At 41.3% G+C, this 22,547-nt stretch carries 24 protein-coding genes; 8 read left to right on the forward strand and 16 right to left on the reverse strand.

Features of this window, described 5'->3' with window-relative positions:
• Positions 1–257 precede the first annotated feature (257 nt).
• The 4 genes from purL (at position 258) to MF4642_RS09015 (ending at position 5,658) form a co-directional block, all read left to right on the forward strand.
• Positions 258–4,094, forward strand: a complete 3,837-nt coding sequence (gene purL / locus MF4642_RS09005) for a phosphoribosylformylglycinamidine synthase (protein ID WP_078425981.1) — start codon at positions 258–260, stop codon at positions 4,092–4,094.
• Positions 4,095–4,309: 215 nt separating this feature from the next.
• A complete protein-coding gene (locus MF4642_RS17250; RefSeq protein ID WP_004693854.1) occupies positions 4,310–4,438 on the forward strand; it encodes a KGW motif small protein in 129 nt (42 codons plus the stop codon).
• Positions 4,439–4,562: 124 nt separating this feature from the next.
• Positions 4,563–5,333, forward strand: a complete 771-nt coding sequence (locus MF4642_RS09010) for an abortive infection family protein (RefSeq protein WP_078425982.1) — start codon at positions 4,563–4,565, stop codon at positions 5,331–5,333.
• Between the two features lie 4 nt (positions 5,334–5,337).
• A complete protein-coding gene (locus MF4642_RS09015; protein WP_058869338.1) occupies positions 5,338–5,658 on the forward strand; it encodes a hypothetical protein in 321 nt (106 codons plus the stop codon).
• Positions 5,659–5,884: 226 nt separating this feature from the next.
• On the opposite strand, the gene MF4642_RS09025 is transcribed toward MF4642_RS09015, so the two are convergent.
• Both MF4642_RS09025 and MF4642_RS09030 read right to left on the reverse strand, forming a co-directional pair.
• Positions 5,885–6,640, reverse strand: a complete 756-nt coding sequence (locus MF4642_RS09025; RefSeq protein WP_078425983.1) for a nitroreductase family protein — start codon at positions 6,638–6,640, stop codon at positions 5,885–5,887.
• Between the two features lie 104 nt (positions 6,641–6,744).
• On the reverse strand, positions 6,745–7,545 hold the full coding sequence (locus MF4642_RS09030; protein WP_078425984.1) for an enoyl-CoA hydratase-related protein: 801 nt from the start codon (positions 7,543–7,545) through the stop codon (positions 6,745–6,747).
• 104 nt (positions 7,546–7,649) lie between these two features.
• Between MF4642_RS09030 and MF4642_RS09035 the strand changes: the two genes are divergently transcribed.
• Together MF4642_RS09035 and MF4642_RS09040 are read left to right on the forward strand one after the other, a co-directional pair.
• Positions 7,650–8,219, forward strand: coding sequence for a nicotinate-nicotinamide nucleotide adenylyltransferase (locus tag MF4642_RS09035; protein WP_078425985.1), 570 nt, complete (start codon positions 7,650–7,652; stop codon positions 8,217–8,219).
• 43 nt (positions 8,220–8,262) lie between these two features.
• Positions 8,263–8,859 carry a YceI family protein gene (locus MF4642_RS09040; protein WP_078425986.1) on the forward strand — a complete coding sequence of 199 codons (597 nt, stop codon included), beginning with the start codon at positions 8,263–8,265 and terminating at the stop codon, positions 8,857–8,859.
• A gap of 40 nt (positions 8,860–8,899) precedes the next feature.
• Here the strand turns inward: MF4642_RS09040 and MF4642_RS09045 are convergent, their stop codons facing one another.
• Positions 8,900–9,790 carry a LysR family transcriptional regulator ArgP gene (locus MF4642_RS09045; protein ID WP_078425987.1) on the reverse strand — a complete coding sequence of 297 codons (891 nt, stop codon included), beginning with the start codon at positions 9,788–9,790 and terminating at the stop codon, positions 8,900–8,902.
• 118 nt (positions 9,791–9,908) lie between these two features.
• Here MF4642_RS09045 and MF4642_RS09050 point away from each other — a divergent pair, with 118 nt between their 5' ends.
• Positions 9,909–10,508, forward strand: coding sequence for a LysE/ArgO family amino acid transporter (locus MF4642_RS09050; protein WP_078425988.1), 600 nt, complete (start codon positions 9,909–9,911; stop codon positions 10,506–10,508).
• Positions 10,509–10,582: 74 nt separating this feature from the next.
• Here the strand turns inward: MF4642_RS09050 and MF4642_RS09055 are convergent, their stop codons facing one another.
• The 6 genes from MF4642_RS09055 to dapD all read right to left on the reverse strand — a co-directional run bounded on the left by MF4642_RS09055 (position 10,583) and on the right by dapD (position 14,579).
• Complete coding sequence (locus MF4642_RS09055; protein WP_058869344.1) at positions 10,583–11,041, reverse strand: peroxiredoxin; 459 nt, start codon at positions 11,039–11,041, stop codon at positions 10,583–10,585.
• Positions 11,042–11,050: 9 nt separating this feature from the next.
• Complete coding sequence (locus MF4642_RS09060; protein ID WP_078425989.1) at positions 11,051–11,743, reverse strand: diphthine--ammonia ligase; 693 nt, start codon at positions 11,741–11,743, stop codon at positions 11,051–11,053.
• A gap of 72 nt (positions 11,744–11,815) precedes the next feature.
• Positions 11,816–12,223 (reverse strand): hypothetical protein, encoded by a 408-nt coding sequence (locus MF4642_RS09065; RefSeq protein WP_004693833.1) that lies wholly within the window; start codon positions 12,221–12,223, stop codon positions 11,816–11,818.
• A gap of 16 nt (positions 12,224–12,239) precedes the next feature.
• Positions 12,240–12,908, reverse strand: coding sequence for a 7-cyano-7-deazaguanine synthase QueC (gene queC / locus MF4642_RS09070; protein WP_004693831.1), 669 nt, complete (start codon positions 12,906–12,908; stop codon positions 12,240–12,242).
• A gap of 43 nt (positions 12,909–12,951) precedes the next feature.
• Positions 12,952–13,662 (reverse strand): 7-carboxy-7-deazaguanine synthase QueE, encoded by a 711-nt coding sequence (gene queE, locus MF4642_RS09075; RefSeq protein WP_078425990.1) that lies wholly within the window; start codon positions 13,660–13,662, stop codon positions 12,952–12,954.
• A 95-nt stretch (positions 13,663–13,757) separates the two neighbouring features.
• Complete coding sequence (dapD, locus tag MF4642_RS09080; RefSeq protein WP_004693827.1) at positions 13,758–14,579, reverse strand: 2,3,4,5-tetrahydropyridine-2,6-dicarboxylate N-succinyltransferase; 822 nt, start codon at positions 14,577–14,579, stop codon at positions 13,758–13,760.
• A gap of 302 nt (positions 14,580–14,881) precedes the next feature.
• Here dapD and carO point away from each other — a divergent pair, with 302 nt between their 5' ends.
• The gene (gene carO / locus MF4642_RS09085) at positions 14,882–15,628 is read left to right on the forward strand and encodes an ornithine uptake porin CarO (RefSeq protein ID WP_078425991.1); all 747 of its coding nucleotides are present in this window, start codon (positions 14,882–14,884) and stop codon (positions 15,626–15,628) included.
• Positions 15,629–15,687: 59 nt separating this feature from the next.
• On the opposite strand, the gene MF4642_RS09090 is transcribed toward carO, so the two are convergent.
• The 7 genes from MF4642_RS09090 to MF4642_RS09120 all read right to left on the reverse strand — a co-directional run bounded on the left by MF4642_RS09090 (position 15,688) and on the right by MF4642_RS09120 (position 22,522).
• Entirely contained in the window at positions 15,688–16,896 is a 1,209-nt protein-coding gene (locus MF4642_RS09090; protein WP_078425992.1) for an outer membrane protein transport protein, read from the reverse strand.
• A gap of 120 nt (positions 16,897–17,016) precedes the next feature.
• Positions 17,017–17,940 (reverse strand): CysB family HTH-type transcriptional regulator, encoded by a 924-nt coding sequence (locus MF4642_RS09095; RefSeq protein WP_062034665.1) that lies wholly within the window; start codon positions 17,938–17,940, stop codon positions 17,017–17,019.
• 57 nt (positions 17,941–17,997) lie between these two features.
• On the reverse strand, positions 17,998–19,059 hold the full coding sequence (locus tag MF4642_RS09100) for a sulfate/molybdate ABC transporter ATP-binding protein (protein WP_078425993.1): 1,062 nt from the start codon (positions 19,057–19,059) through the stop codon (positions 17,998–18,000).
• 12 nt (positions 19,060–19,071) lie between these two features.
• Positions 19,072–19,953, reverse strand: a complete 882-nt coding sequence (cysW, locus tag MF4642_RS09105) for a sulfate ABC transporter permease subunit CysW (protein WP_004980565.1) — start codon at positions 19,951–19,953, stop codon at positions 19,072–19,074.
• Positions 19,950–20,783 (reverse strand): sulfate ABC transporter permease subunit CysT, encoded by an 834-nt coding sequence (gene cysT / locus MF4642_RS09110; protein ID WP_078425994.1) that lies wholly within the window; start codon positions 20,781–20,783, stop codon positions 19,950–19,952. The genes cysW and cysT overlap by 4 nt, the downstream gene beginning before the upstream one ends.
• An 85-nt stretch (positions 20,784–20,868) precedes the next feature.
• Positions 20,869–21,474: an RBBP9/YdeN family alpha/beta hydrolase gene (locus tag MF4642_RS09115; RefSeq protein ID WP_078425995.1), complete on the reverse strand. Its 606-nt coding sequence runs from the start codon at positions 21,472–21,474 to the stop codon at positions 20,869–20,871.
• Positions 21,475–21,511: 37 nt separating this feature from the next.
• Positions 21,512–22,522: a sulfate ABC transporter substrate-binding protein gene (locus MF4642_RS09120; RefSeq protein ID WP_004980561.1), complete on the reverse strand. Its 1,011-nt coding sequence runs from the start codon at positions 22,520–22,522 to the stop codon at positions 21,512–21,514.
• Between the last annotated feature and the right edge of the window lie 25 nt (positions 22,523–22,547).

A 22,547-nucleotide genomic window follows, 5' to 3' on the forward strand; every position in this document is an offset into this window, starting at 1 on the left:
AATCAATTGAAAAGGGTTTTTAGAACCCGACAAAAGCCCAAAAGTCGGGCATCTTTGAAATTTATCCCTTAAAACATTTGTTACTAATCATGTTTGATTTTTAAAGTCAAAGTAAATTGATCTTTTAAAACAAAGAAATCTCACTTTTTTAAGTCGTAGACGACTAGCTGATTTTGGCAATACACAGTAGAATATGCGCTCTCTTCAAGTCACATTGAGGTAGGTTGTCTAGACCTGCCCGTGGAGCCAAAAACAGCATGTTTATCGTTGCCGGTGCACCTGCACACTCTTCTTTTAAGCAAACACAACTTTTAACACGTGTATCGTCTATCAGTTCTGTTCAATCAATAGAAAGCCAATGGGTTTACCTTTTCGACCAAGCGCTCGACGAGCAACAACAGCAATCTGCTTTGCAGCTATTAAATGATGGCGCAACCTTCCAAGTTCGCGAAGCGACAAGTGATGAAGTTCAAGTCCTTGTGACGCCACGTGTAGGCACAATCTCGCCGTGGTCATCAAAGGCAACGGATATTTTTGCTAACTGTAATACCCCGATACACCGCTTAGAACGCGGTGTTTTGTTTACTTTAAAAGGTATTTCTGAAGTATCGGATGCAGTAAAACAAGTTTTACATGACCGTATGACTGAAAGTGTGTTCAATCAAATTGAAGACGCGGCTGTATTGTTCTCTGAAACTGCACCAAAGCCTTTAAATGCAATCGACATTTTAGGTCAGGGTAAAGATGCTTTAGTGAAGGCGAATTCTGAGTTTGGTTTTGCACTCTCTGATGAAGAAATTGATTATTTAGTTGCTGCTTTTAACAAGCTCGGTCGTAATCCGCACGATATTGAACTAATGATGTTTGCTCAGGCAAACTCAGAGCACTGTCGTCATAAAATCTTTGGTTCTGAATGGACAATTGATGGTGAAAAACAACCATTGTCATTATTCCAAATGATTAAAAACACTTATAAAGAATCACCGACAGACGTATTGTCAGCATATAAAGACAATGCTTCGGTGATTGTTGGTTTTGATACTCAGCGTTTCTATCCGAAGAAAGATGAAGCGACTGGTCACCACGTTTATAAATACAAGAGCCAAGCTGCTCATATCTTGATGAAAGTGGAAACGCATAACCACCCAACAGCGATTGCGCCATTCGCGGGTGCTGCGACTGGTTCGGGCGGTGAAATTCGTGATGAAGGTGCAACAGGTCGTGGTGGTAAACCAAAAGCAGGCTTAACAGGCTTTACAGTGTCTAACTTGAACATTCCGGGTTTTGAACAGCCTTGGGAAGAAAACTACGGCAAGCCATCTCGTATGGCTTCTCCACTTCAAATCATGATTGAAGGGCCTTTGGGTGGTGCTGCGTTCAACAACGAGTTTGGTCGCCCTGCGTTAAATGGTTACTTCCGAACTTTTGAGCAAAACGTTAATGGCGATGTGAAAGGTTTCCATAAGCCAATCATGATTGCTGGTGGTTATGGTAACATCCGTCCTGACCATGTTGAAAAAGATGCGATTCAACCGGGTGACTTGCTGATTGTTCTTGGTGGCCCTGCAATGCTGATCGGTCTTGGTGGCGGTGCGGCATCTTCTGTAGACAGCGGTAAACTCGGTGAAAACCTAGACTTCGCTTCTGTACAACGTGAAAACCCTGAAATGGAACGCCGTTGCCAAGAAGTGATTGATGCATGCTGGCGTATGGAAGACTTCAACCCAATCGTGTCTGTGCATGACGTGGGTGCAGGTGGTGTTTCGAACGCAATGCCTGAGTTGGTGAATGACCACGAACTGGGTGCGATTCTTGATTTGCGTAAGATTCCTTCGCTTGAGCCGGGCATGTCTCCAATGGAGATCTGGTCAAACGAAGCGCAAGAGCGTTATGTGTTGGCGATTCGTCCAAGTTCTTTAGAATTATTTGAATCATTATGTGCCCGTGAACGTTGTCCGTTTGCCGTTTTAGGTGAAGCAACTGAAGCGCGTCAATTGACGGTGAACGACCCATTGTTTGATAACAAAGCCGTGGATATGCCAATGCAAGTCATGCTGGGTGGCACACCTCGTATGAGCCGTTCGTATGAAACGATTGAACGTCAAGGCGACGACTTTGATGCATCTAAAGTTACAGATTTGAAAGATGCGATTTACCGTGTACTTAAAAACCCAACGGTTGCATCGAAATCATTCCTGATCACCATTGGTGACCGTTCAATTACAGGTATGGTTGCACGTGATCAGTTTGTAGGTCGTTGGCAGGTTCCTGTTGCAGATGCAGCAGTAACCACAACAAGCTTACAAGGCTATACAGGTGAAGCCATGGCGATGGGTGAACGTCCACCTGTTGCCTTGTTAAATCCTGCGGCATCTGCACGTTTATCGGTTGCAGAGTCGATTTCAAATATTATGTCTGCAAAAATCGACCAGATCAGTGACATTAAATTGTCTGCAAACTGGATGGCGGCTGCAGGGCAGAAAGGTGAAGACCAAGCTTTATTCGAAGGTGTAAAAGCCATCGGTATGGAAATGTGTCCAGCTTTGGGTATTGCAATTCCAGTGGGTAAAGACTCATTGTCAATGCGTACGACTTGGAATGATGAAGGCGAAGACAAATCGGTGACTTCACCGATGTCAGGAGTCATCACAGCCTTTGCACCAGTGACGGATGTGCGTAAAACCTTAACGCCTGAATTGAAAAATGAAGAATCAGTATTGGTGCGTATTGATCTTTCTAAAGGTCAGTTCCGTCTCGGTGGTTCTATCCTTGCTCAGGTCTATAAAGCCATTGGTTCAGTGACACCTGATGTAGATAGTTTTGACGACTTCAAAGCATTCTTTGCCTTGGTTCAAGACTGGAACAACCGCGGCTTAATTAAGGCTTACCACGACATCGGTGATGGTGGTTTGCTTGCAACTGTTGCGGAAATGATGTTTGCAGCACGTCTCGGTGTCGCTTTAGAAGATCAATCAACTGAAAGCCTATTTGCAGAAGAAATTGGTGCAGTGCTTCAAATCAGTGCGTCTGATTGGGCAACACTTGCAGAAGAAGTTGCGGCATCTACATTACGCGATGCAATTGAGGTTATTGGTACGGTAAACAATACAGATCAATTGACTGTAAATGGTTTAGTGCTAGAGCGTGCAGATTTGCAAGTGGCGTGGACTGAAGTATCACATCAGATCCAACGTCTACGTGATAACGTGGAAACAGCGGATCAAGAATTTGCATTGATCACGGACAAATCACATGCAGGTATTATTGCAAAACCTACATTTGATTTGAATGAGCCAATCGAAGCGCCGTACATCAATGAACGCCGTCCAAACATGGTGATCTTACGTGAACAAGGCGTAAACGGTCATGTTGAAATGGCTGCGGCATTCGACAAAGTTGGTTTCAACACTGTAGACGTGCACATGAGCGACTTACTTGCAGGTCGTATCAGCCTAGATGACTTTGAAGGTCTTGTGGCATGTGGTGGTTTCTCTTACGGAGACGTCATGGGCGCTGGTGGTGGTTGGGCGAAATCAGTTTTGTTCAACCCGAAACTTCGTGACCAATTTGAAAAATTCTTCAATCGTGACGAAACGTTCTCTCTTGGTATTTGCAACGGCTGTCAAATGTTGTCGCAATTGGCGCCACTGATTCCAGGTGCTGAAGCTTGGCCACGTTTCCATCGCAACACTTCTGAGATGTTTGAAGCGCGTGCAGTAAACGTTCGTGTTGAAAAATCGAAATCTGTATTGTTAGAAGGCATGGAAGGTTCAATCTTGCCGATCGCAGTTGCACATGGTGAAGGTCGTGTGGTGACAAGTGCGGATAACTTGGCTGCATTAAATGCAGGTAATCAAGTGATCTTGCGTTATGTCGATAGCCAAGGGAACCCAACTCAACACTATCCAATGAACCCGAATGGTTCACCAGAAGCGATTTCAGGTGTCACATCGAAAGATGGTCGTGCAACAATTATGATGCCGCACCCTGAACGTAACTTCCGTGCTGTACAGCATTCTTGGAAGCCTGAAGAGTGGACGGAAGATGGTGCATGGTTACGTATGTTCCGTAATGCACGTAAGTTCATTGGTTAATCTGAAGTCTGGGTTTTGAAAAGCCACCTTCGGGTGGCTTTTTTATTGAATCGTTTTTTATTTTTTTAATTCTCCCGCTGAAGTTGGTTTAGATTTTGCTTTTATATTTATGTAAAAGTGATATTGTGTAATAAATGCACAAATATCATGCAAAATAGAAGAAAGATGGATCACTAAACAATTTCAGTATCAACACTCATGTATGAGGTGATGACATGATTAAAACAGTTACATACGAAGCAGTAGATAAGTCTGCATTGCGTAAAAAAGGATGGAAGTTGTTTGCTGTGATTTTGAGCTTGCAATTGATCTTTTTGATTTTGGGTTATGCATTGCAGATGTGATTTTTGAAAGTTAAAGAACCAACGAAAGGTGGATTTTTATTGATGATAAGATATTCAAAAATATTTATGGCTTTATTTTTATATACTTATAAAATATTTAAAGTTTGAATATTTAAGATTAAAAATGACAGATTTAATAAAAACAGTTTCATTATTACAAGAGTTAATCATCTCTAGAGTCTTAGACAAATTAGAGCAAGGCTCTGACGAAGCATTTATTCAATTGAGAAATGAGCTGATTAAAATTAATAATCTAAAACCTTATCTTCCAACATTAGTGAAAAATTCTAGATCTTTAGATCAGGCGAATGACTATTTAAAAAATACTTTTAATGGTTATGAGGAATGTAAACAACATATCTATGATGATTTTAATGAATTGTTCGATGTCTTGGAAAGTTTAGATACAACTCCATTAGACCATCTAGTGATGAATAAAATTGAAGGTTTAAGTTCTGATTACATTCATCAAATATGGGGTAAAGCTTTAGAAAGACGAAGTACAGATCCCGAAGGGGCAATTACGTTGTCGAGAACATTATTGGAATCTACTTGTAAGCATATATTGGATGACTTCAATGTTGATTATGGAAATAGTCCTGATATTAATCATTTGTACCGTCTATTAAACAAAAAGTTGAACCTATCTCCATCACAACATACAGAGCAAACTTTTAAGCAAATCTTAGGTGGTTGTAGTTCTATTGTTGAAGGACTAGGGGCTTTACGAAATAAGGTTGGTGATGCACATGGACAAGGGAAAGTTAATTTTAGACCTGCTCCAAGACATGCAGAATTAGCAGTGAATTTAGCAGGAACCATGTCAGTGTTTCTTTTCTCAACTTGGGATATAAGAGCTGAGTCCGAAAAATTATCAAATTCTCATAAAGAGTAGTTTAATGCTCAAACTTATTTACTATGTTCCCGAATCTCACCTTGAATCCACCAAACTTGCGATTTTTGAAGCAGGGGCAGGTGGTATAGGAAACTATGAACACTGTGCATGGCAGGTTTTGGGTACAGGCCAGTTTAAACCTGTAAAAGGAGCAAATCCATTTATAGGTGAGTTGGATACTTTGGAGCAAATTCCAGAGTGGCGGGTGGAAACCATTGTTCCAGAGGAAAAAGCCTCTGCTGTGGCAAAGGCTTTAACATTAAGCCATCCCTATGAAGAGCCAGCTTTTGAGTTTATTCAGATGGTCGATGTTCTTCAATGGTGAATCTAAAAATATATTTGAGACACGTTAACGGCATTCGCAACTGTTTGAGGCAGGACTTAATTGATCAGATAAAGTTTCTGCGACTAAATTGATAAAAGGCGGAATAGAACGAGTTTTGCGAATGACAATGGTTTTGCCTACTTTTCCCGAAAGAAAAGTAGGTCGAACCGAAGGTTAATCCTGAAATTAAAACTTGAATGAAAGGATTCCATTGAGAAAGCTAATATTAAACCTTCTGAATAAATAACTCACGATCAAAACGGTACTGCGGAAAAAATACACCGTCTTCTGCACGCTCACCTGCACCAATCACCATCACAGGGTATTGCTGATCATTCAGATTTAACAGTTTACGCAGCAAAGGCTCATCAAAACCTTCCATCATACAACTATCGAAACCATAAGCCCGTAAAGCTAGCACTAGGTTCTCACAAGCTAAAGCTGTGGTTTTACTTGCCCAAAGCTTAGCATCGGCTTGATTAAACGCAGTTACAGGCAGTTGTTTGTCTAAGCTACGTGCAATTTTGAAAGCCACTTTCTTAAAGTTACCCAGTGCATTGAAATAACCTGTCTTATAGTTATAAGGAATGAACTTATAATATTTCTGTACAGCCGCAGGCGCTTCAGGAAAAGGGAACTCGGTAATATTACGTTTTGCCATTTCATCATTACGGTCTGTACGCGCGACACACACGATCAGTTCTGACGCCGTTTTAGCTGCAAGCTGGTTTAGGCAAGCTTTGACCAGCTGTTTTTTCTTAGTCGGATTCTGCACCACATAAAAAGTCCAAGGCTGTAAGTTAGATGAATTGGGCGCAAGTAGGGCCAAATCTAAACAGTCATCAAGCACATCAGCTGGAATTTCTTTCTTGGTAAATTTGCGAACCGAACGGCGGCTTTGGATGACTTTTTTAAAATTTTCGACATCGATGTCTTGTGGAGCAGGCTCAAAGTAACGCTTTTTTTCTGTAGTGTTCGACATAAGTAGTTTTTCCGAATGGGTTCTTAAATATGTTGGGACGGAAAATAAAAAAACCACTGTGTAATATGAAACACAGTGGTTTTTAGTGATTCAACGATCAAGGATTAGTTGAACTGGGTGAAATCAGGTTTACGCTTTTGCATAAATGCTGATACGGCTTCCATCATTTCTGGTGAGCCGACACGATCCATGAAAATTTCAGCTTCATGATCAATCCAAGCCACAATTTCATTTACATTGTGCTTCATCAAAGCTTTAGACTGCACTAAAGAGGCTAAAGGTAAAGCAGACAACTGTGCCGCTTTTTTAGCTGCTACAGCATAGACATCATCTTCAATACTATTCACAAGGTTTGCAGCAACTGCAGTTGCACTGTCAAACTTCTGAGCGGTCAGCAGTAATTCAGCAGCTTTGTGATAACCTGCTTGTTCTACCAATAATTTGCTTGAAGCACCTTCTGGAGATAAACCAAGGCTGACAAATGGAATCTGGAATAGGGCAGTGTTGTCGCTATAAACCAAGTCACAATGTAACAGGATCGTTACCCCAATACCAATCGCCACACCACGTACAGCCGCAATCAACGGTTTAGAAAATTTTGCCGCAGATTTAAGTAAAATAAATGGAGGGCCTTCAGCCGCAGGTGCTTGACCTTTTTGTGCTGCAGATTTCATAAAATCTTGCATGTCGTTGCCTGCGGTAAAGTCCGCGTCTTCACCACGTAGAATGACAGCACGAACGCTATTGTCTAGATCTGCTTCATCTAAAGCTTTTGCGATCCATAAATAAAGTTCGCCATACAACGCATTCTTTGCTTCAGGACGGTGAATGGCTAATGTCAGTACGCCATTGTCTAATTTTGCATTCAAATGTTGATGAGGTTGTTGAATACAGCTCAGTGTCATCGTACTATCCTTGCTAGAAAGTTTGGTTTAATTTTATGGGCTCATTATGTCGCATAATTTTATGATCGACACAACTGACCAGTTCATAAAAAAGTAAAAGATTTATGCCATATACATTTGATTATCTCGTATTCATTGGTCGCTTCCAGCCATTTCACTTGGCGCATATGCAAACCATTAAGATTGCTTTAGAGCAAAGTGAAAATGTCATTTTGGCTTTAGGCTCTGCGCAAAATGAACGAAATACGAAAAATCCCTTTTTAGCATCTGAACGTGAAGAAATGATTTTATCGAGCTTCTCAGAGGCGCATCAAAAACGGATTCACTTTGTACATGTAATTGATGTTTATAATGATGTTAAATGGGTGCAATTGGTAAAAAAAGTAGTGAATCATGTAGTCACACCTGAGGCGAAGGTTGGACTGATTGGCCATTTTAAAGATGATTCCTCGTATTATTTACAGCTTTTTCCTGAGTGGCAAATGGTTGAGCTCGATAGTCTACAAGACGCGATGTCTGCAACACCTGTTCGTGAGGCTTATTATCGAGGCGATATTTTAGAGCAGGCGTTTCCATTGGGGACCAGTGAGTTTTTACATAAATTCCAACAAAGTGAAATATATAAACAGTTACAACACAAATTTTTAACTCAGGACCTATCCAATTTAGACTAATGTTCTCAGTCGAATAAAAATATTTCGACGAGGATCGAGTTCCATGGATAGAAAACAACAGATGAAACAGATTGCACGTTATGCGGTCATTAAAAATGCTTTACTGATTGCAGGTGTTACATTTGCATTCAGCACTCAAGTACAGGCCCAGTCATGGACATTGACACCTCAGAGTAATGTAGGTTTTGAAATTAAATCCTTGGGTGTAACTGTTGTAAGAGCTAAGTTTAATCGGGTGCAATCCAGCATGCAGTTTGATGTCAAAGCACCACAGCATGCTTCGACACATTTTGTCATGGATGTAAATAGCCTAAGCTTGAGCAAGCCTTCACTGAAAAATATGATTTTGGGTGAAGATTTGTTTTATGCATCCAAATACAAAACCGCTAATTTTAAAAGCACCAGTTTTAAAGACTTGGGTGGTGGTCAATATAATATTGTTGGAAACTTAACACTTCGCGGCATTACCAAGCCTGTTAGCTTTAGCACCACAATAAAACCGAGTGCCAATAATGCCAATCTACTGGATGTTCATTCATCAGCCGTGATTAATCGAAGTGACTTTGGCATGAAAAAAGCCATTGGAGGTGTAGGCGAAAAAGTGAATATTCAACTGTCAGGGCAGTGGAAAGTGCAATAGAGACTCCATATCTTAAAGACCTATATTATTCAGGTCTTGTTTAATTCATCGCTGCGTGAGCCTGTTCAATCAAGAGATCTGTTAGCAGATTTAACTGCATCGACTGCTGTTTCCAATGATGCCAATACAAAGGCAAATCGATATTGAGTTGAGGATCCACCTCAACCAATGAGCCATCCGCCAAACGCGGTTTGGCTTGGTAATAGGGTAACCAACCGTAACCGAGTCCCATCGTAACCGCATCAAAAAATGCACTGGAAGACGGAATAAAGTGATGTGGATATTGAGTTGGATTGAGGCCAAACTTTTGTTGGATATACGCGGTGTGGAGTTGATCTTTTGCGTTAAAGATCAGTGCAGGAGCTGCACGTAGAGACACCCGGTTAACGCCTTGTTTAAACCATTGCTGTGCAAAAGTTGGGGTGGCGACAAAACGATAGTTCATATCGCCAATGTATTCCGCTACGCAGCCTTTCATGGCTTGGTATTCATCTGTCACGCAGGCATTCACCAAACCGGCTTCAAGTAAGTGATGGGTTTGCGATTGATCATCGACCTGAAAATGCACCACGATCTTTTGTTCAATTAATGTTGACTGTAGCAACGGCAACAGCCATGTCGCTAAGGAGTCGGCATTGGTTGCAATGTTGATTTGATAAAAAGCAGAGGTGTTCATATGACCCGTGAGGTTCTGAATGAAACTTTGTTCTAACAGTCGGCTATGTTGCAAATAATGTAGCAGCGATTGACCTGCTTGTGTCGGGCGGCAAGGTCTTTCGCGCACAATTAATAAATGCCCCAAGCTTTTTTCTAGGCTTTGTATGCGTAAAGTGACGGCTGAAGCAGTAATGCATAGCTGTTCAGCAGCAAGGTCAAAACTTCCTGTTTCTGCCACAGCTAAAAATGCGTCGCACTGTTTATGATTCAGCATATCTGGACTCACTTTAAACTAAATATATTTTAGTTATATTGATATTTTCTAAATAATACTTAATTTAATTAAAAATGAAAGATAATCCTGACATCATCAATTAAGTTGAAAAGTCAAAATGTTAAGTACATATGTACAAGGGCTTGCAGTTGGTATGAGCCTCATTATTGCCATTGGGGCTCAAAATGCATTTGTGCTTAAACAGGGGCTCAAAAAGCAGTTCGTTTTTTGGGTATGTTTTGTCTGTGCATTGTCGGATTCGATTCTAATTGTCTTGGGTGTTTCGGGTTTTTCAAAAGTGCTTCAGCACTATCCTGAAATTATTCAGTTTTCCAAATGGGCAGGGGCGCTTTTCCTGTTTTGTTACGGATTCCAACATGCACTGCGGGCATTCAAATCACAGCAGGGCTTGGAGTTAAGTCCCATTGAAAAGCATCATCTAATGAATATTGTTTTGCTGTGTTTGGCGCTGACTTGGCTTAATCCGCATGTGTATTTAGATACGGTTATTTTACTGGGTTCTATTTCAACACAGTTTGAGCAACCTGCGTACTTTGCTTTGGGGGCTGTGTGTGCATCTTGGTTGTTTTTCTTTGCTTTGGGCTATGGTGCTCGTGTGCTTATCCCCATTTTTGCCAATCCGAAAGCGTGGAATGTACTGGATGGGATCATCGCGTTGGTGATGTGGGGAATCGCCATTTCACTGCTTGCGAAATAAAAAGCGTGTGCAATAAAAAACAATAAATTAAAAAATCACAAAAAACAAAGCCCGCATCTGCGGGCTTATGTACATTAAGCTTGTAATGCTTTTAAGTCTTCTAAAACTTGTTCAGCATGTCCCGCAGCTTTTACCTTACGATACTCTTTAACCAGCTTACCGTTATGGAAAATAAAAGTTGAGCGCTCAATACCCATCACTTTTTTACCATACATATTTTTTTCTTTAATCACATCAAAGTGTTTACACAGCACTTCTTCTTTGTCGCTAATTAAATTAATGGTTAAAGCCTGCTTTTCTGTAAAATTCTGGTGCGCTTTAACCGAGTCACGTGAAACACCAATGATCGTGGTTTGTAAGGCATCAAACTGATCTTTTAAACATGAAAAACCAACGGCTTGAGTTGTGCAGCCTGGCGTTGAATCTTTCGGGTAAAAATACACAATTAGCCACTCAGTCGGCACTTCAGTTAAGTTTATTTCACCTGTTGTGGCTGGAAAGTTCTGATTTGGAAGTTGGATCGTATCAGTCATGTTCTATCCTTAAATGTCGCGGTGTTCTAATTCAAGTGGTAAAAAGGCATAATTTTCGTTATACAGAATATCACCTTTAACGACTGAAAGTGGATGTTTGAAAATTGGGCCATCAATCACCGTAGTGTGGAATTCACCTGCTTCACCACAAGGGTCAATACCTCTTGCAACCAGTTCATTGACATATTCAAGACTAAGCACTTGACCTAAGTCTTCAACTGTCATGCCTAAGTTTAAGTTGACCGTAACTATGAGGCTTTGAAAACCAAGCTGAATAAACTCATGCACAATGTCTGAACGTGGACGTTGCCATAGTGGCATACATAAGCTGAGCTCACTTTTATCGCAAACGGATTGATTCCATTCAGCATGTGCCATTAAATCAATATCACCTGTGACTAAGGTTTCTGCTCCAAGTGCTTGAGTTTTTTGCAATAGTTGAATGAACTGGCTTTGATAGTCTTGCCACGTTGCGGAGGCACTGTAGATGGGAAGCCCAATTGCTTTTGCCTGCGCATGAATAATATCGAGGGACATCCCATGTGAGCGCGATTTCAGACCTTGCTCTTCTAACATGACGATTAATGCAACAGGTTTACCCATTTGCATAGCTTGGTATAAAGCAAGGCTGCTGTCTTTTCCACCACTATATGACGCAACAAATTTGCGATTTTGGGCGCGTGTATTCCATTGGGTGAGCATATTTTCAGATTCTATCTATTTTGAACATATAAAAAAGCCTGCATAGAGCAGGCTTTATTCACATTCAGTGAATTATTTTTTCGGAGCAGCTTTCATTGCTTCTTCAGTTAAAGATTTTAATTTACCTGTTAACTGTGGACCGAAACATGTTTGCAAGTCTTTATTTTGCTTTTGTACAAAAGCTAAAGTAGATGGGCTTTTCTTTTGGTTGATCGCACTTTGGATTTCCCATTTTTGTGCATTGGTCAACTTACCATCAGCTTCAACTGCACAAGTACAGTATTTGCTTACTTCTGCTGCGCTAAGCTTTTTGCTTTTTGCAGTTTCTTCTTTACAAACATTAATTAATGCCGATTTTACATTGCTGCTTTTATACGCTTCTTGTAATTTGTTCGATTCAGCAGCATTTGAAGCTGTAGCGAACAATGCAGCTGCAGACACCAATGTAGAAAGCAAAATGTTTGATTTTAAATTTTTCATAAACTGTACCTTGTCGTTACGGTATATAACGCGTTGGGTCTGTTACGCCAGCATCTGCAAAACCTTCTTTACGAAGACGGCAGCTGTCGCATTTCCCACAAGCACGTCCTTGGTCATCTGCTTGGTAGCAAGACACCGTTTGACTATAGTCTACGCCATGTTCTATACCTAAGCGAATAATATTTGCTTTGGATAAATGTAACAGAGGTGTTTCAAATTTAAGAGGTTTTCCTTCAACGCCAACCTTGGTTGCAAGGCGAGCCATGTTGGCAAATGCCTCAATAAATTCAGGACGACAGTCTGGATACCCTGAATAATCAACAGCATTAATACCAATCACAATGGCTTCGGCATCTAAAACTTCTGCTGCTGCTAGGGCATAAGATAAGAAAATCGTGTTACGTGCTGGAACATAAGTTACAGGAATACCGACTTGTTCATGATCTGGAACATCAATGCTATGGTCTGTTAACGCAGAACCGCCCAAATTACCTAAGTCGATATTAATGACACGATGTTCTACGCCTGCTTTTTTTGTCAGTTCGCGTGCGGCATCGAGCTCAGTGGTTGAGCGTTGACCATACATAAAGCTGAGCGCTGTACAGTCATACTGTGCTTGCGCCCATGCTAAACAAGTTGTTGAGTCTAAACCGCCAGATAACAAAACTATGGCACGAGGGCGCATACAAATTTCTCCAAATATAAATTAAAGATGAATAGGCAATGTATTAGCGACCAGTTTCGTCATTCCAAAGCAACTTGTGGAGTTGGAGTTGGAAGCAAACAGGGAGATGGTCTTCTAATATCCATTGCGCTAAGTCACGTGCAAGTTGAGGTAAACGAGTAGCACCTTTCTCAACGGCAAAAGCAGGAGAGAACCATACTGTGCTGACTTTTTCATTGAGTTTATAGTCTTCAACTTGCTGTTTTGACCATTCATAATCCTCACGGTTACAAATGACAAATTTGATTTGGTCGTGCTGGGTTAAATGGTCGAGATTCGAAAGCAAATTTCGTGCAACTTCACCTGAAGTTGGGGTTTTCAAATCTAATACTTTTGAAACACGTGGGTCAACCTTAGACACATCTAAAGCGCCACTGGTTTCTAAAGAGACTTGACAGCCGAGGTCAGCAAGACGTTGCATTAAAGGCAACGCATTGGGCTGTGCAAGAGGTTCACCACCTGTCACGCAGACATAAGGGGTTTTAAAATCAAGCGTGGTTTGAATAATCTGATCTAAAGATTGGCGTTCGCCACCTTCAAACGAGTAGGTCGTATCGCAGTATGTACAACGTAGTGGACAACCCGTTAAACGAATAAAAACTGTTGGCAGTCCTGAGGTGTTGGCTTCTCCTTGCAAAGAATAAAAGATCTCCGTGATACGTAGACCCGCAGAAGGATCAGAAACAGGGATAGCAGAAGATCGAAGCGTATTCATAGCAAAATTAAACCACAGGTTAGAAAAACAAAAATCTCTACGGCTAGTCTTAACCGTAGAGATGAGGAACTTGAGTTCCGCACGACAACTAAAAATTATTCGTCGCGTAGTAAATCGTTCAAGCTCGTTTTAGAACGTGTTTGTGCATCTACTTTTTTTACGATGATTGCAGCATACAGGCTGTAAGTACCACATTTAGAAGGTAAGCTCCCCGCAACTACAACAGAACCTGCTGGTACACGGCCGTAGTGAATTTCGCCAGTTGCGCGGTCAAAAATCTTAGTTGATTGACCGATGAACACGCCCATAGAAATTACAGAACCTTCTTCTACAATCACACCTTCTACGATTTCAGAACGTGCACCGATGAAGCAGTTGTCTTCAATAATCGTTGGGTTCGCTTGAAGTGGCTCAAGAACACCACCAATACCTACACCACCAGATAGGTGAACATTTTTACCAATTTGAGCACATGAACCAACAGTCGCCCATGTGTCAACCATGGTGCCTTCGTCAACATATGCACCAATGTTCACATAAGAAGGCATTAACACCACGTTTTTCGCTTGGAAAGAACCTTTACGGGCAACCGCAGGAGGAACAACACGTACGCCAGCCGCTTTAAACTGTTCTTCAGTCCAACCTGTAAATTTAGTATCTACTTTGTCGTAGAATTGAAGGTCACATGACTCAATTGGTTTGTTGTCATTTAGTTTAAATGATAAAAGCACAGCTTTTTTCACCCATTGATGAACAACCCACTCACCATCAATTTTTTCAGCAACACGTAATGTCCCGTTATCTAAACCAGCAATGACTTCTTCAACTGCTGCACGAACTTCAGCAGGACAGTCCGCTGCTGTAAAATTCGCACGGTCTTCAAACGCTTGTTCAATAATTGTTGAAAGCTGAGACATGATCTTCCTTCCAGAAAAAAAATTTTCCTGATTTTACACTAAATTGTGCAGAGAATAGATGAAAAAACAGCATAGGATCGGAAATAATAATGAATGATTGGATATAAGACTTTTAGGGCTGGTTTAACTGGAGGATTAAGTAAAGAATTGTGATTTAAAACAACAAGAAAGTATAAAATGTATCAAAAAATAACAAAAACAACCTAAATCTAGAATAAAAAACAGTCAGAGGGTGTTTTAAGATGGGCTCATCAAAAAATTGTAAATGATGTAAAAAATCTTTGATTGGAGGAGAAAAAAACATGAAATCATTACGTTTAGTTGCAATTGCAGCAGCAATGTCAGCAGTCGCAGGTACAGCTTTTGCTGATGATGCAGTCGTAAAAGATGGTTATGCTTTTGACCAAAATAAATTAATTCCTACTGGTGTTCGTGCTGAAGTCGGTACAACAGGTTATGGTGGCGCTTTGTTGTGGACAGCTAACCCATATGTGGGTTTAGCGTTAGGTTACAACGGTGGTGACATTTCATGGTCTGATGATTTGTCTATCGATGGCACCAAATACGACATGGATATGGACAACAGCCTTGCTTATTTAAATGCTGAGATTCGTCCATGGGGTACAAGTACAAATCGATGGGCTCAAGGTTTATACGTTGCAGCTGGTGTAGGTTACATTGATAACGATTATGCATTGAGCAAACGTTTGAATAATTCAAATGACACAATCAAAATTGATGGTAAGAACTTCAATGCTCCATCAGGTAGTGGTTCTGTCGATGGTTCTTTAGCATATAAAAATGATATTGCTCCATATGTAGGTTTTGGTTTAGCACCTAAGATTAATCAAAACTGGGGTGTATTTGGTGAAGTGGGTGCTTACTACACAGGTAACCCTTCTGTAAATTTAACAGCGACAGGATTACAAGAAGTCGGTGGTTCAACTTCAGGTCAAACTGCTGCTGATAATGAAGCGCGTAAAATTGCGAATGACGATAAATACGAGTGGATGCCAGTTGCAAAACTAGGTGTAAGTTACCACTGGTAATTAACACATAAAAAACGAGCTTCGGCTCGTTTTTTTATGTCTGACTTTAGCTAAATTCTTTAAAAATGATGGGCAAATTTGAGTCCTAAGATCCATGCATCATTATCATTCAGCGCTGAAAGTCCTGTAATGTTTGCCAGTGGGTTTGAGTCAGAAGATGTTTTAGACTTCTTAAAACGCAAATAATATAGACCAGCCGCGATATCAAATTCAGTGTTGTATGTGTACATGCTGCCTAGACCAATACCTTGATAACCATCACTTGGATTAAGCGTAGATGCAGGATTATTAATCCCAGAGTCCCAGAGCAGTTCCATAGTACTCAACCACTTTTTGTTCCATACGTGTGCTAGGCCAAGTTTTGCAGACCATTGATCTTCATTGTACTGAATAAGTTTGACGTCTTTGGCTTCAGGGTAAAGTATCGCTGCATAATCGATCACGGCTTGAAATTTGGGTGGTTGAATGACAAAGTCTTGCCAATTCACCCAGCGTAGCGTTCCGTACAAGATATTTTGATAAGGGAGTCCTGTCATGAAATCAAGGTTTACCGATTGTGGTGTTTTCACCTCCATCACATTGGGGGTGTCTACGCCGACCTCGATAGACTCTGTTGTGGTCATTTCATGCTTAATGGCTGAGCGATAGGTCAAAGATGTTCTAAAATAATATTCAGGAATTTGATAACTAATCCCTGCTAACCAGCCCAAGCTTTCATCTTGCTTAAACTTGGCATCATAGCCATCAAACACAGAATAGGTCTGACCTTGGGCTTTTAAAGAGCCTGCAAAACTTTGATAGCTTAAACCACCATAGACTTCCCATTGTGGGCTGAATTGATAGCCTAAAAGCGAGCTGAGATTATGACTTTCAAAGTCGATATCGGCAGATTCAACCTCATGACTTTCACCATAAATCTTTGGGCGATAGTGATAATCGATGTCTATAGCAAAAGGCTGGTCATAAATGACAGCAAAGTTGAATTGAGAATTTAGTTGGAGTTTTAGTGCAGCTCCCAGCATTACTTGTTCATTGCTTAAATTGCCTGTTGAAAAGTCAGTGATGCCAAACTGTTGCAGTATCTCTGTATGCTGAACTTGGCCAGAAACATCTGGATCAATATAAGCCAGAGAAATTTCTGCATAATTTCCACGTTCAAAAAAGGGTTGTATTGTTTGACCTGACAGTTCAAAAGCAGCAGCAAAACATGATCCCGACGAATAGAAACATAAACAAAGTAATGGAGAGCCCAACAGATTTTTACTCACTGTTATTGCTCACTATTGTTTTTATCAGTTGATCAAATAATACACCATACCCGTTTAAAGTATATGGATTTAAAAATAAAAAAAGAGGCTTGGAGGCCTCTTTTTGAAAATAAGAATGGTTTAGTCTTCTGGATAAGCTACTCTTTTAAGTGCTTTAATGTCTGCATCTGGTGAGCACAACGAGATAAATTCATAGCCATAACCACGCAGGAGGTGACCTTTACGCACTGCAATCCATGTGGTGTTTAGCCCAAAAATATCAGTTGGAATTTGTTTTAAACGATAGTCACGTTCAACGTCATAAGCCACATTATTGACAATACCAACCCCCATATTCAGTTCAACATAGGTTTTAATCACATCGGCATCTAAAGCAGACATTACGATGTCGACATCCACACCGGCATCTTCAAATGCTTTGTCAATTTTTGAACGGCCTGTGAAACCGCCGTGATAGGTAATCAGTGGATATTCAGCTAAGTCTGCAATGCTAATATTTTGCTTGCTCGCCAGTGGGTGGCTTTGTGGGGTAATAATACTGTGCTGCCAATTATAGAACGGTACACTAGCCAGATTGTCCTCAGTGGTGAGTGACTCAGTTGCAATACCAATATCAGCTTCACCTTGTAGAAGCATTTCGGTAATTTCAACAGGGCTGGCTTGTTGCAAAATAAGATGAACTTTTGGAAACTCTTTTTTGAATTGATTGACAATCGGCGGTAGCACATAACGCGCTTGCGTATGTGTAGTTGCAATCGTCAAAGTGCCTTCATCGACACGGTTAAAATCATCTGCAAGACGTTTAATATTGTCCGCGTCGACCAACATGCGTTCAACAATGCCTAGTAGTGCTTGACCTGGTTCAGTTAAACCGAGTAAGCGTTTCCCTTTACGAATAAAAAGCTGTACGCCTAATTCATCTTCTAGGTCTTTGATGTGCTTACTGACGCCTGACTGAGAGGTATATAGTGCAGCAGAGGCTTCGGTGAGGTTGAAGTTTTGTCTCACCGTTTCTCGAATAATTCTGAGTTGTTGAAAGTTCATAGTTTTGGATCTCTTTTATGATGAATGAGGCATTTAACATGCCCCATTCAATTGGTCTTAAGCCGCAGGTTTTGCAAATAAATGCAAGTTTGATGGGCTTAACCATACCGTTTGATTAGGTCTAAATTGGTGTAATTTTGCTTCTTCAGAAGTCAGGGATATTTCAATCAGTTTGCCTTGGCGATCATGGAGCTCTGCAACCACTTTGCCCGCGATCCATAATTCTCGAACGAACGTTGCTTGGATGGCATTGTCTTGCGGCTGTGCATGGATACGTAATTCATCTGGACGAGCAAAAGCAATCACGTCACCCGAAGGTGCATTGCGTAAAGAGTCCAATTGAATACGGTCTTCACCAATTTGGATCGTCCCTGCGTTATTTTGACCTTCGAAACGGTTTGCTTGACCTAAAAAGTCAAACACAAACGGCGTTGCAGGCTTTTCATAAACCTCGCGGGGTGATCCAATTTGCTCGACATTCCCTTTATTCATCACAATGATTTGATCCGCGACTTCTAAAGCTTCTTCTTGGTCATGCGTTACAAAGATTGAGGTAATATGCAGTTCATCATGCAAAGTACGTAACCAACGACGGAGCTCTTTACGTACTTTTGCATCCAAAGCACCAAAAGGTTCATCCAGTAACAGTACGCGTGGTTCAACTGCCAAAGCACGTGCCAGTGCAATACGTTGACGCTGGCCGCCTGAGAGTTGTGCTGGGTAACGATCTGCCAAGAACCCCAATTGGACTAAGTCCAGTAAACGCGTGACACGTTTTTTAATTTCAGCTTCAGATGGGCGTGTTGCACGTGGGCGAACGCGGAGACCAAAGGCGATATTGTCAAATACGGTCATATGGCGAAACAAGGCATAGTGCTGAAATACAAAGCCAACTTCACGTTCACGTACGTGTACATTAGTTGCATCTTCACCTTCCAAGAAGACTTGGCCGCCATCTGCGGACTCAAGCCCTGCAATAATACGAAGCAGGGTGGTTTTACCACAGCCGGATGGGCCAAGTAATGCAACCAATTGACCATCAGGAAAATCGAGAGAAATGTTATTCAGTGCATGGAATGCACCAAAGTGTTTTTCAATATTTTTAACTTGAATACTCATGAGGTCATTCCTTTAAACTGTTGAATCATTATGTTTGTTTTGCTTTTCTTGGCGAAGCTCAACCCATGTTTTTAACACAAGGGTCACAATCGCTAAAAGCGCCAAGAGTGAAGACACAGCAAAAGCCGCACTAAAGGTATATTCGTTATAGAGAATCTCGACATGTAAAGGCAAGGTATTGGTTTCACCACGAATATGACCTGAAACGACCGATACCGCACCAAATTCACCCATTGCACGTGCATTACACAGAATGACGCCGTAAATTAAACCCCATTTGATGTTGGGTAGGGTTACTTTCCAGAAGGTTTGCCAGCCTGATGCACCGAGTACAATCGCAGCTTCTTCTTCTTCAGTTCCTTGGGCTTCCATGAGCGGAATAAGTTCACGTGCAACAAAAGGAACGGTGATAAAGATTGTTGCTAATACAATGGCAGGAACGGCATACAGAATTTTGATGTCATTATCCATGAGCCAACTACCGAACCAACCTTGCGTACCAAAAATCAGCACCAGCATTAAACCCGCGATAACAGGGGATACTGAAAATGGCATATCAATAATCGTGGTTAAGATAGATTTACCACGGAAGTTAAATTTGGCTACACACCAAGCTGCTGCAACACCAAACACGACATTCAGAGGAACTGCAATCACTGCGGTTAATAAAGTGAGTTTGACTGCGGAGAGCGTGTCTGGATGAACCAAAGCTTGTGCATAGACACCGACCCCTTGTTTAAAGGCCTCAACGAACACCAAAATCAGCGGTAGGATTAAACAGCTTAAAAAGAACAGCAGAGCAATCGTAATCAGAGTGTAGCGAACCCAAGTTGGCTCACGTGTTGCATCACGCGATTGTAGCTTTTCAGCAAGCGCATTACTGTTGATATTCATCGTGCTGTTCTCCCTGTACGACGGCTTGCCCATGCTTGTAACAAGTTAATCAGGAATAAAATGGTAAAAGACAGCACCAACATGACGACTGCAATCGTGGTTGCACCTGCATAGTCATATTCTTCTAAGCGTGAAATAATCATGAGCGGCGCAATTTCTGTTTTAAACGGTTGGTTCCCTGCAATAAAGATCACTGAACCGTATTCACCGACGCCACGAGCAAAGGCAAGTGCAAAACCGGTGATGAGTGCTGGAAATAAAATTGGCAAAATCACTTTGGTCACAATCTGTAGACGGTTGGCACCTAATGCTGATGCTGCTTCTTCTAACTCTGTTTCCAAGTCACTGAGAACAGGTTGCACAGTCCGTACCACAAAAGGAATACCAATAAAAATCAGTGCCAATGTAATACCAATTGGGGTATAGGCCACTTGAATTACTAAAAGCTCAAGATACTGACCGATCCAACCTGTAGGGGCATAAAGCGAAGTGAGTGCAATACCTGCAACAGCGGTGGGTAAGGCAAATGGTAAGTCGACCAAGGCATCTACAATGCGTTTACCCGGAAAACGGTAACGAACTAAACACCATGCCAGAAGGAGACCAAAAACCACATTAATAAACGCGGCGATCAGGGCTGTACTAAAACTGAGCTGCAAAGATTTTAAAATACGTTCTGAACTTAAAATTTCCCATAAACCATCCCAACCAATGCCTAAAGATTTAATGAAAACAGCGGACAATGGAATAAGAACGATTAATGACAAATATGCTAGGGTAAAGCCTAGAGAAAGACCAAATCCTGGCAGCACTCGGGATCGCTGCGACATGATTACTCCTCAAAGAGAGAAAGCTGACCTAAAAAGAGTCAGCTCAAATAAAACTGAATTTCGGCACAAGTATCATTTACAGTGTTTAAATTGAAAATTTAAATAAATACTTGCTTTCATTGTAAAAACTAATGTTTTTTAGCACACTTTCTGAAATCAAAAAATCATATATTTCAGGGAATGGCCCAAAACCTGACGCAACATTAATATGTCCGACTTGCCCCAAGTTCTTAGGCCTAATTTTCCATGCTTTTGCCAGTTGCAGCGCATCTTGAAAATTAAGCCAAGGATCATTTTCACTGATGATCATTTGGGTAGGAACTTGTAGCTTGACTTGGTGGAAATACTGTTGATAGTCGTTTTGGCTCTCACGAGCAAAACCAGCATCACCAAAGCGAGCAGGGTTGGCCGGCGCAACCAAAACTAAATTTTTGATTTTTTGATTTAGTTCAGGATGCTGTGCTAGAGCAGCGACTGTCGTTAAACAGCCAAAGCTATGCGCCACAATTTGAATCGGTTCCTGAATGGATTGAACCGTTTTGATAAATTGCTCAACCCACTCATGGAGTATGGGTTTATTCCAATCCTGCTGCTGCACACGAGAGCACGACTTGAGCTGACGTTGTAACCATGATTGCCAGTGGTCATGTTCACTCCCACCCACGCCTGGTACAATTACAGTATGAATCATGTCGATGCTCCCTTACAGCTATTTACTGGACTCGGTTTTATTTCGTCGTATTGGCTTTCACAATTTGGTCAAATACACCACCATTTTCAAAGTGCTGTTTTTGTACCTTGCTCCAACCACCAAATTCTTTATCAATGGTCACCAACTTCAACGGTTTGAATGTGGTTGCATATTTTTTCAAGACAGTTGCATTACGTGGGCGATAGAAGTTTTTCGCTGCAATTTCCTGTCCAGCAGGTGAATACAAATAGTTGAGATATGCTTTCGCCAGATTCAGATTGCCGTCTTTTTCCGCATTCTTTTCAACAATGGCAACGGGTGGTTCTGCCAAAATAGATAGCGAAGGCGTCACGATCTCAAATTTACCCGGTTGTTCACGAATTGCTAAGTGTGCTTCATTTTCCCATGCTAAGAGAACATCACCGATACCGCGTTCAGCAAAGGTTGTGGTTGCACCACGTGCACCTGAATCCAGTACTTTGGTATTTTTATAAATTTTACGCACGAATTCTTGTGCTTTTGCATCGTTACCCGCAGGTTGATGTTTCGCCCAAGCCCAAGCTGCTAAGTAGTTCCAGCGTGCACCACCTGATGTTTTTGGATTTGGTGTAATAATGCCAACACCCGGCTTAACGAGGTCACCCCAGTCTTTAATGCCTTGAGGGTTACCTTTACGGACGAGGAACACGATAGTTGAAGTATATGGTGTCGAGTTATTGGGTAATTTCTTTTGCCAGTTGGTCGGTAAAAGTTTTGCTTTTTCAGCAATCACATCGATATCTGCTGCAAGTGCAAGGGTCACTACATCCGCACCTAAACCATCAATCACTGAACGAGCTTGTTTACCCGAGCCGCCGTGAGACTGTTTAAAGTTGATGTCTTGTCCTGTGCGTTGTTTCCAATAAGCGCCAAACTGTTTGTTGACGTCTTCATAGAGTTCGCGTGTTGGATCATACGACACGTTAAGGAAATCTTTTGCTGCAACACCAAAAGATGTGACTGAAACTAGCGCCGCTAGTACCCCAATTTTTAACTTAGATAAGCTCATGTGAGACCTCAAATTTTAAACGTTT

Source organism: Acinetobacter sp. MF4642 (genome assembly GCF_002018925.1).
GTDB lineage: Bacteria > Pseudomonadota > Gammaproteobacteria > Pseudomonadales > Moraxellaceae > Acinetobacter > Acinetobacter johnsonii.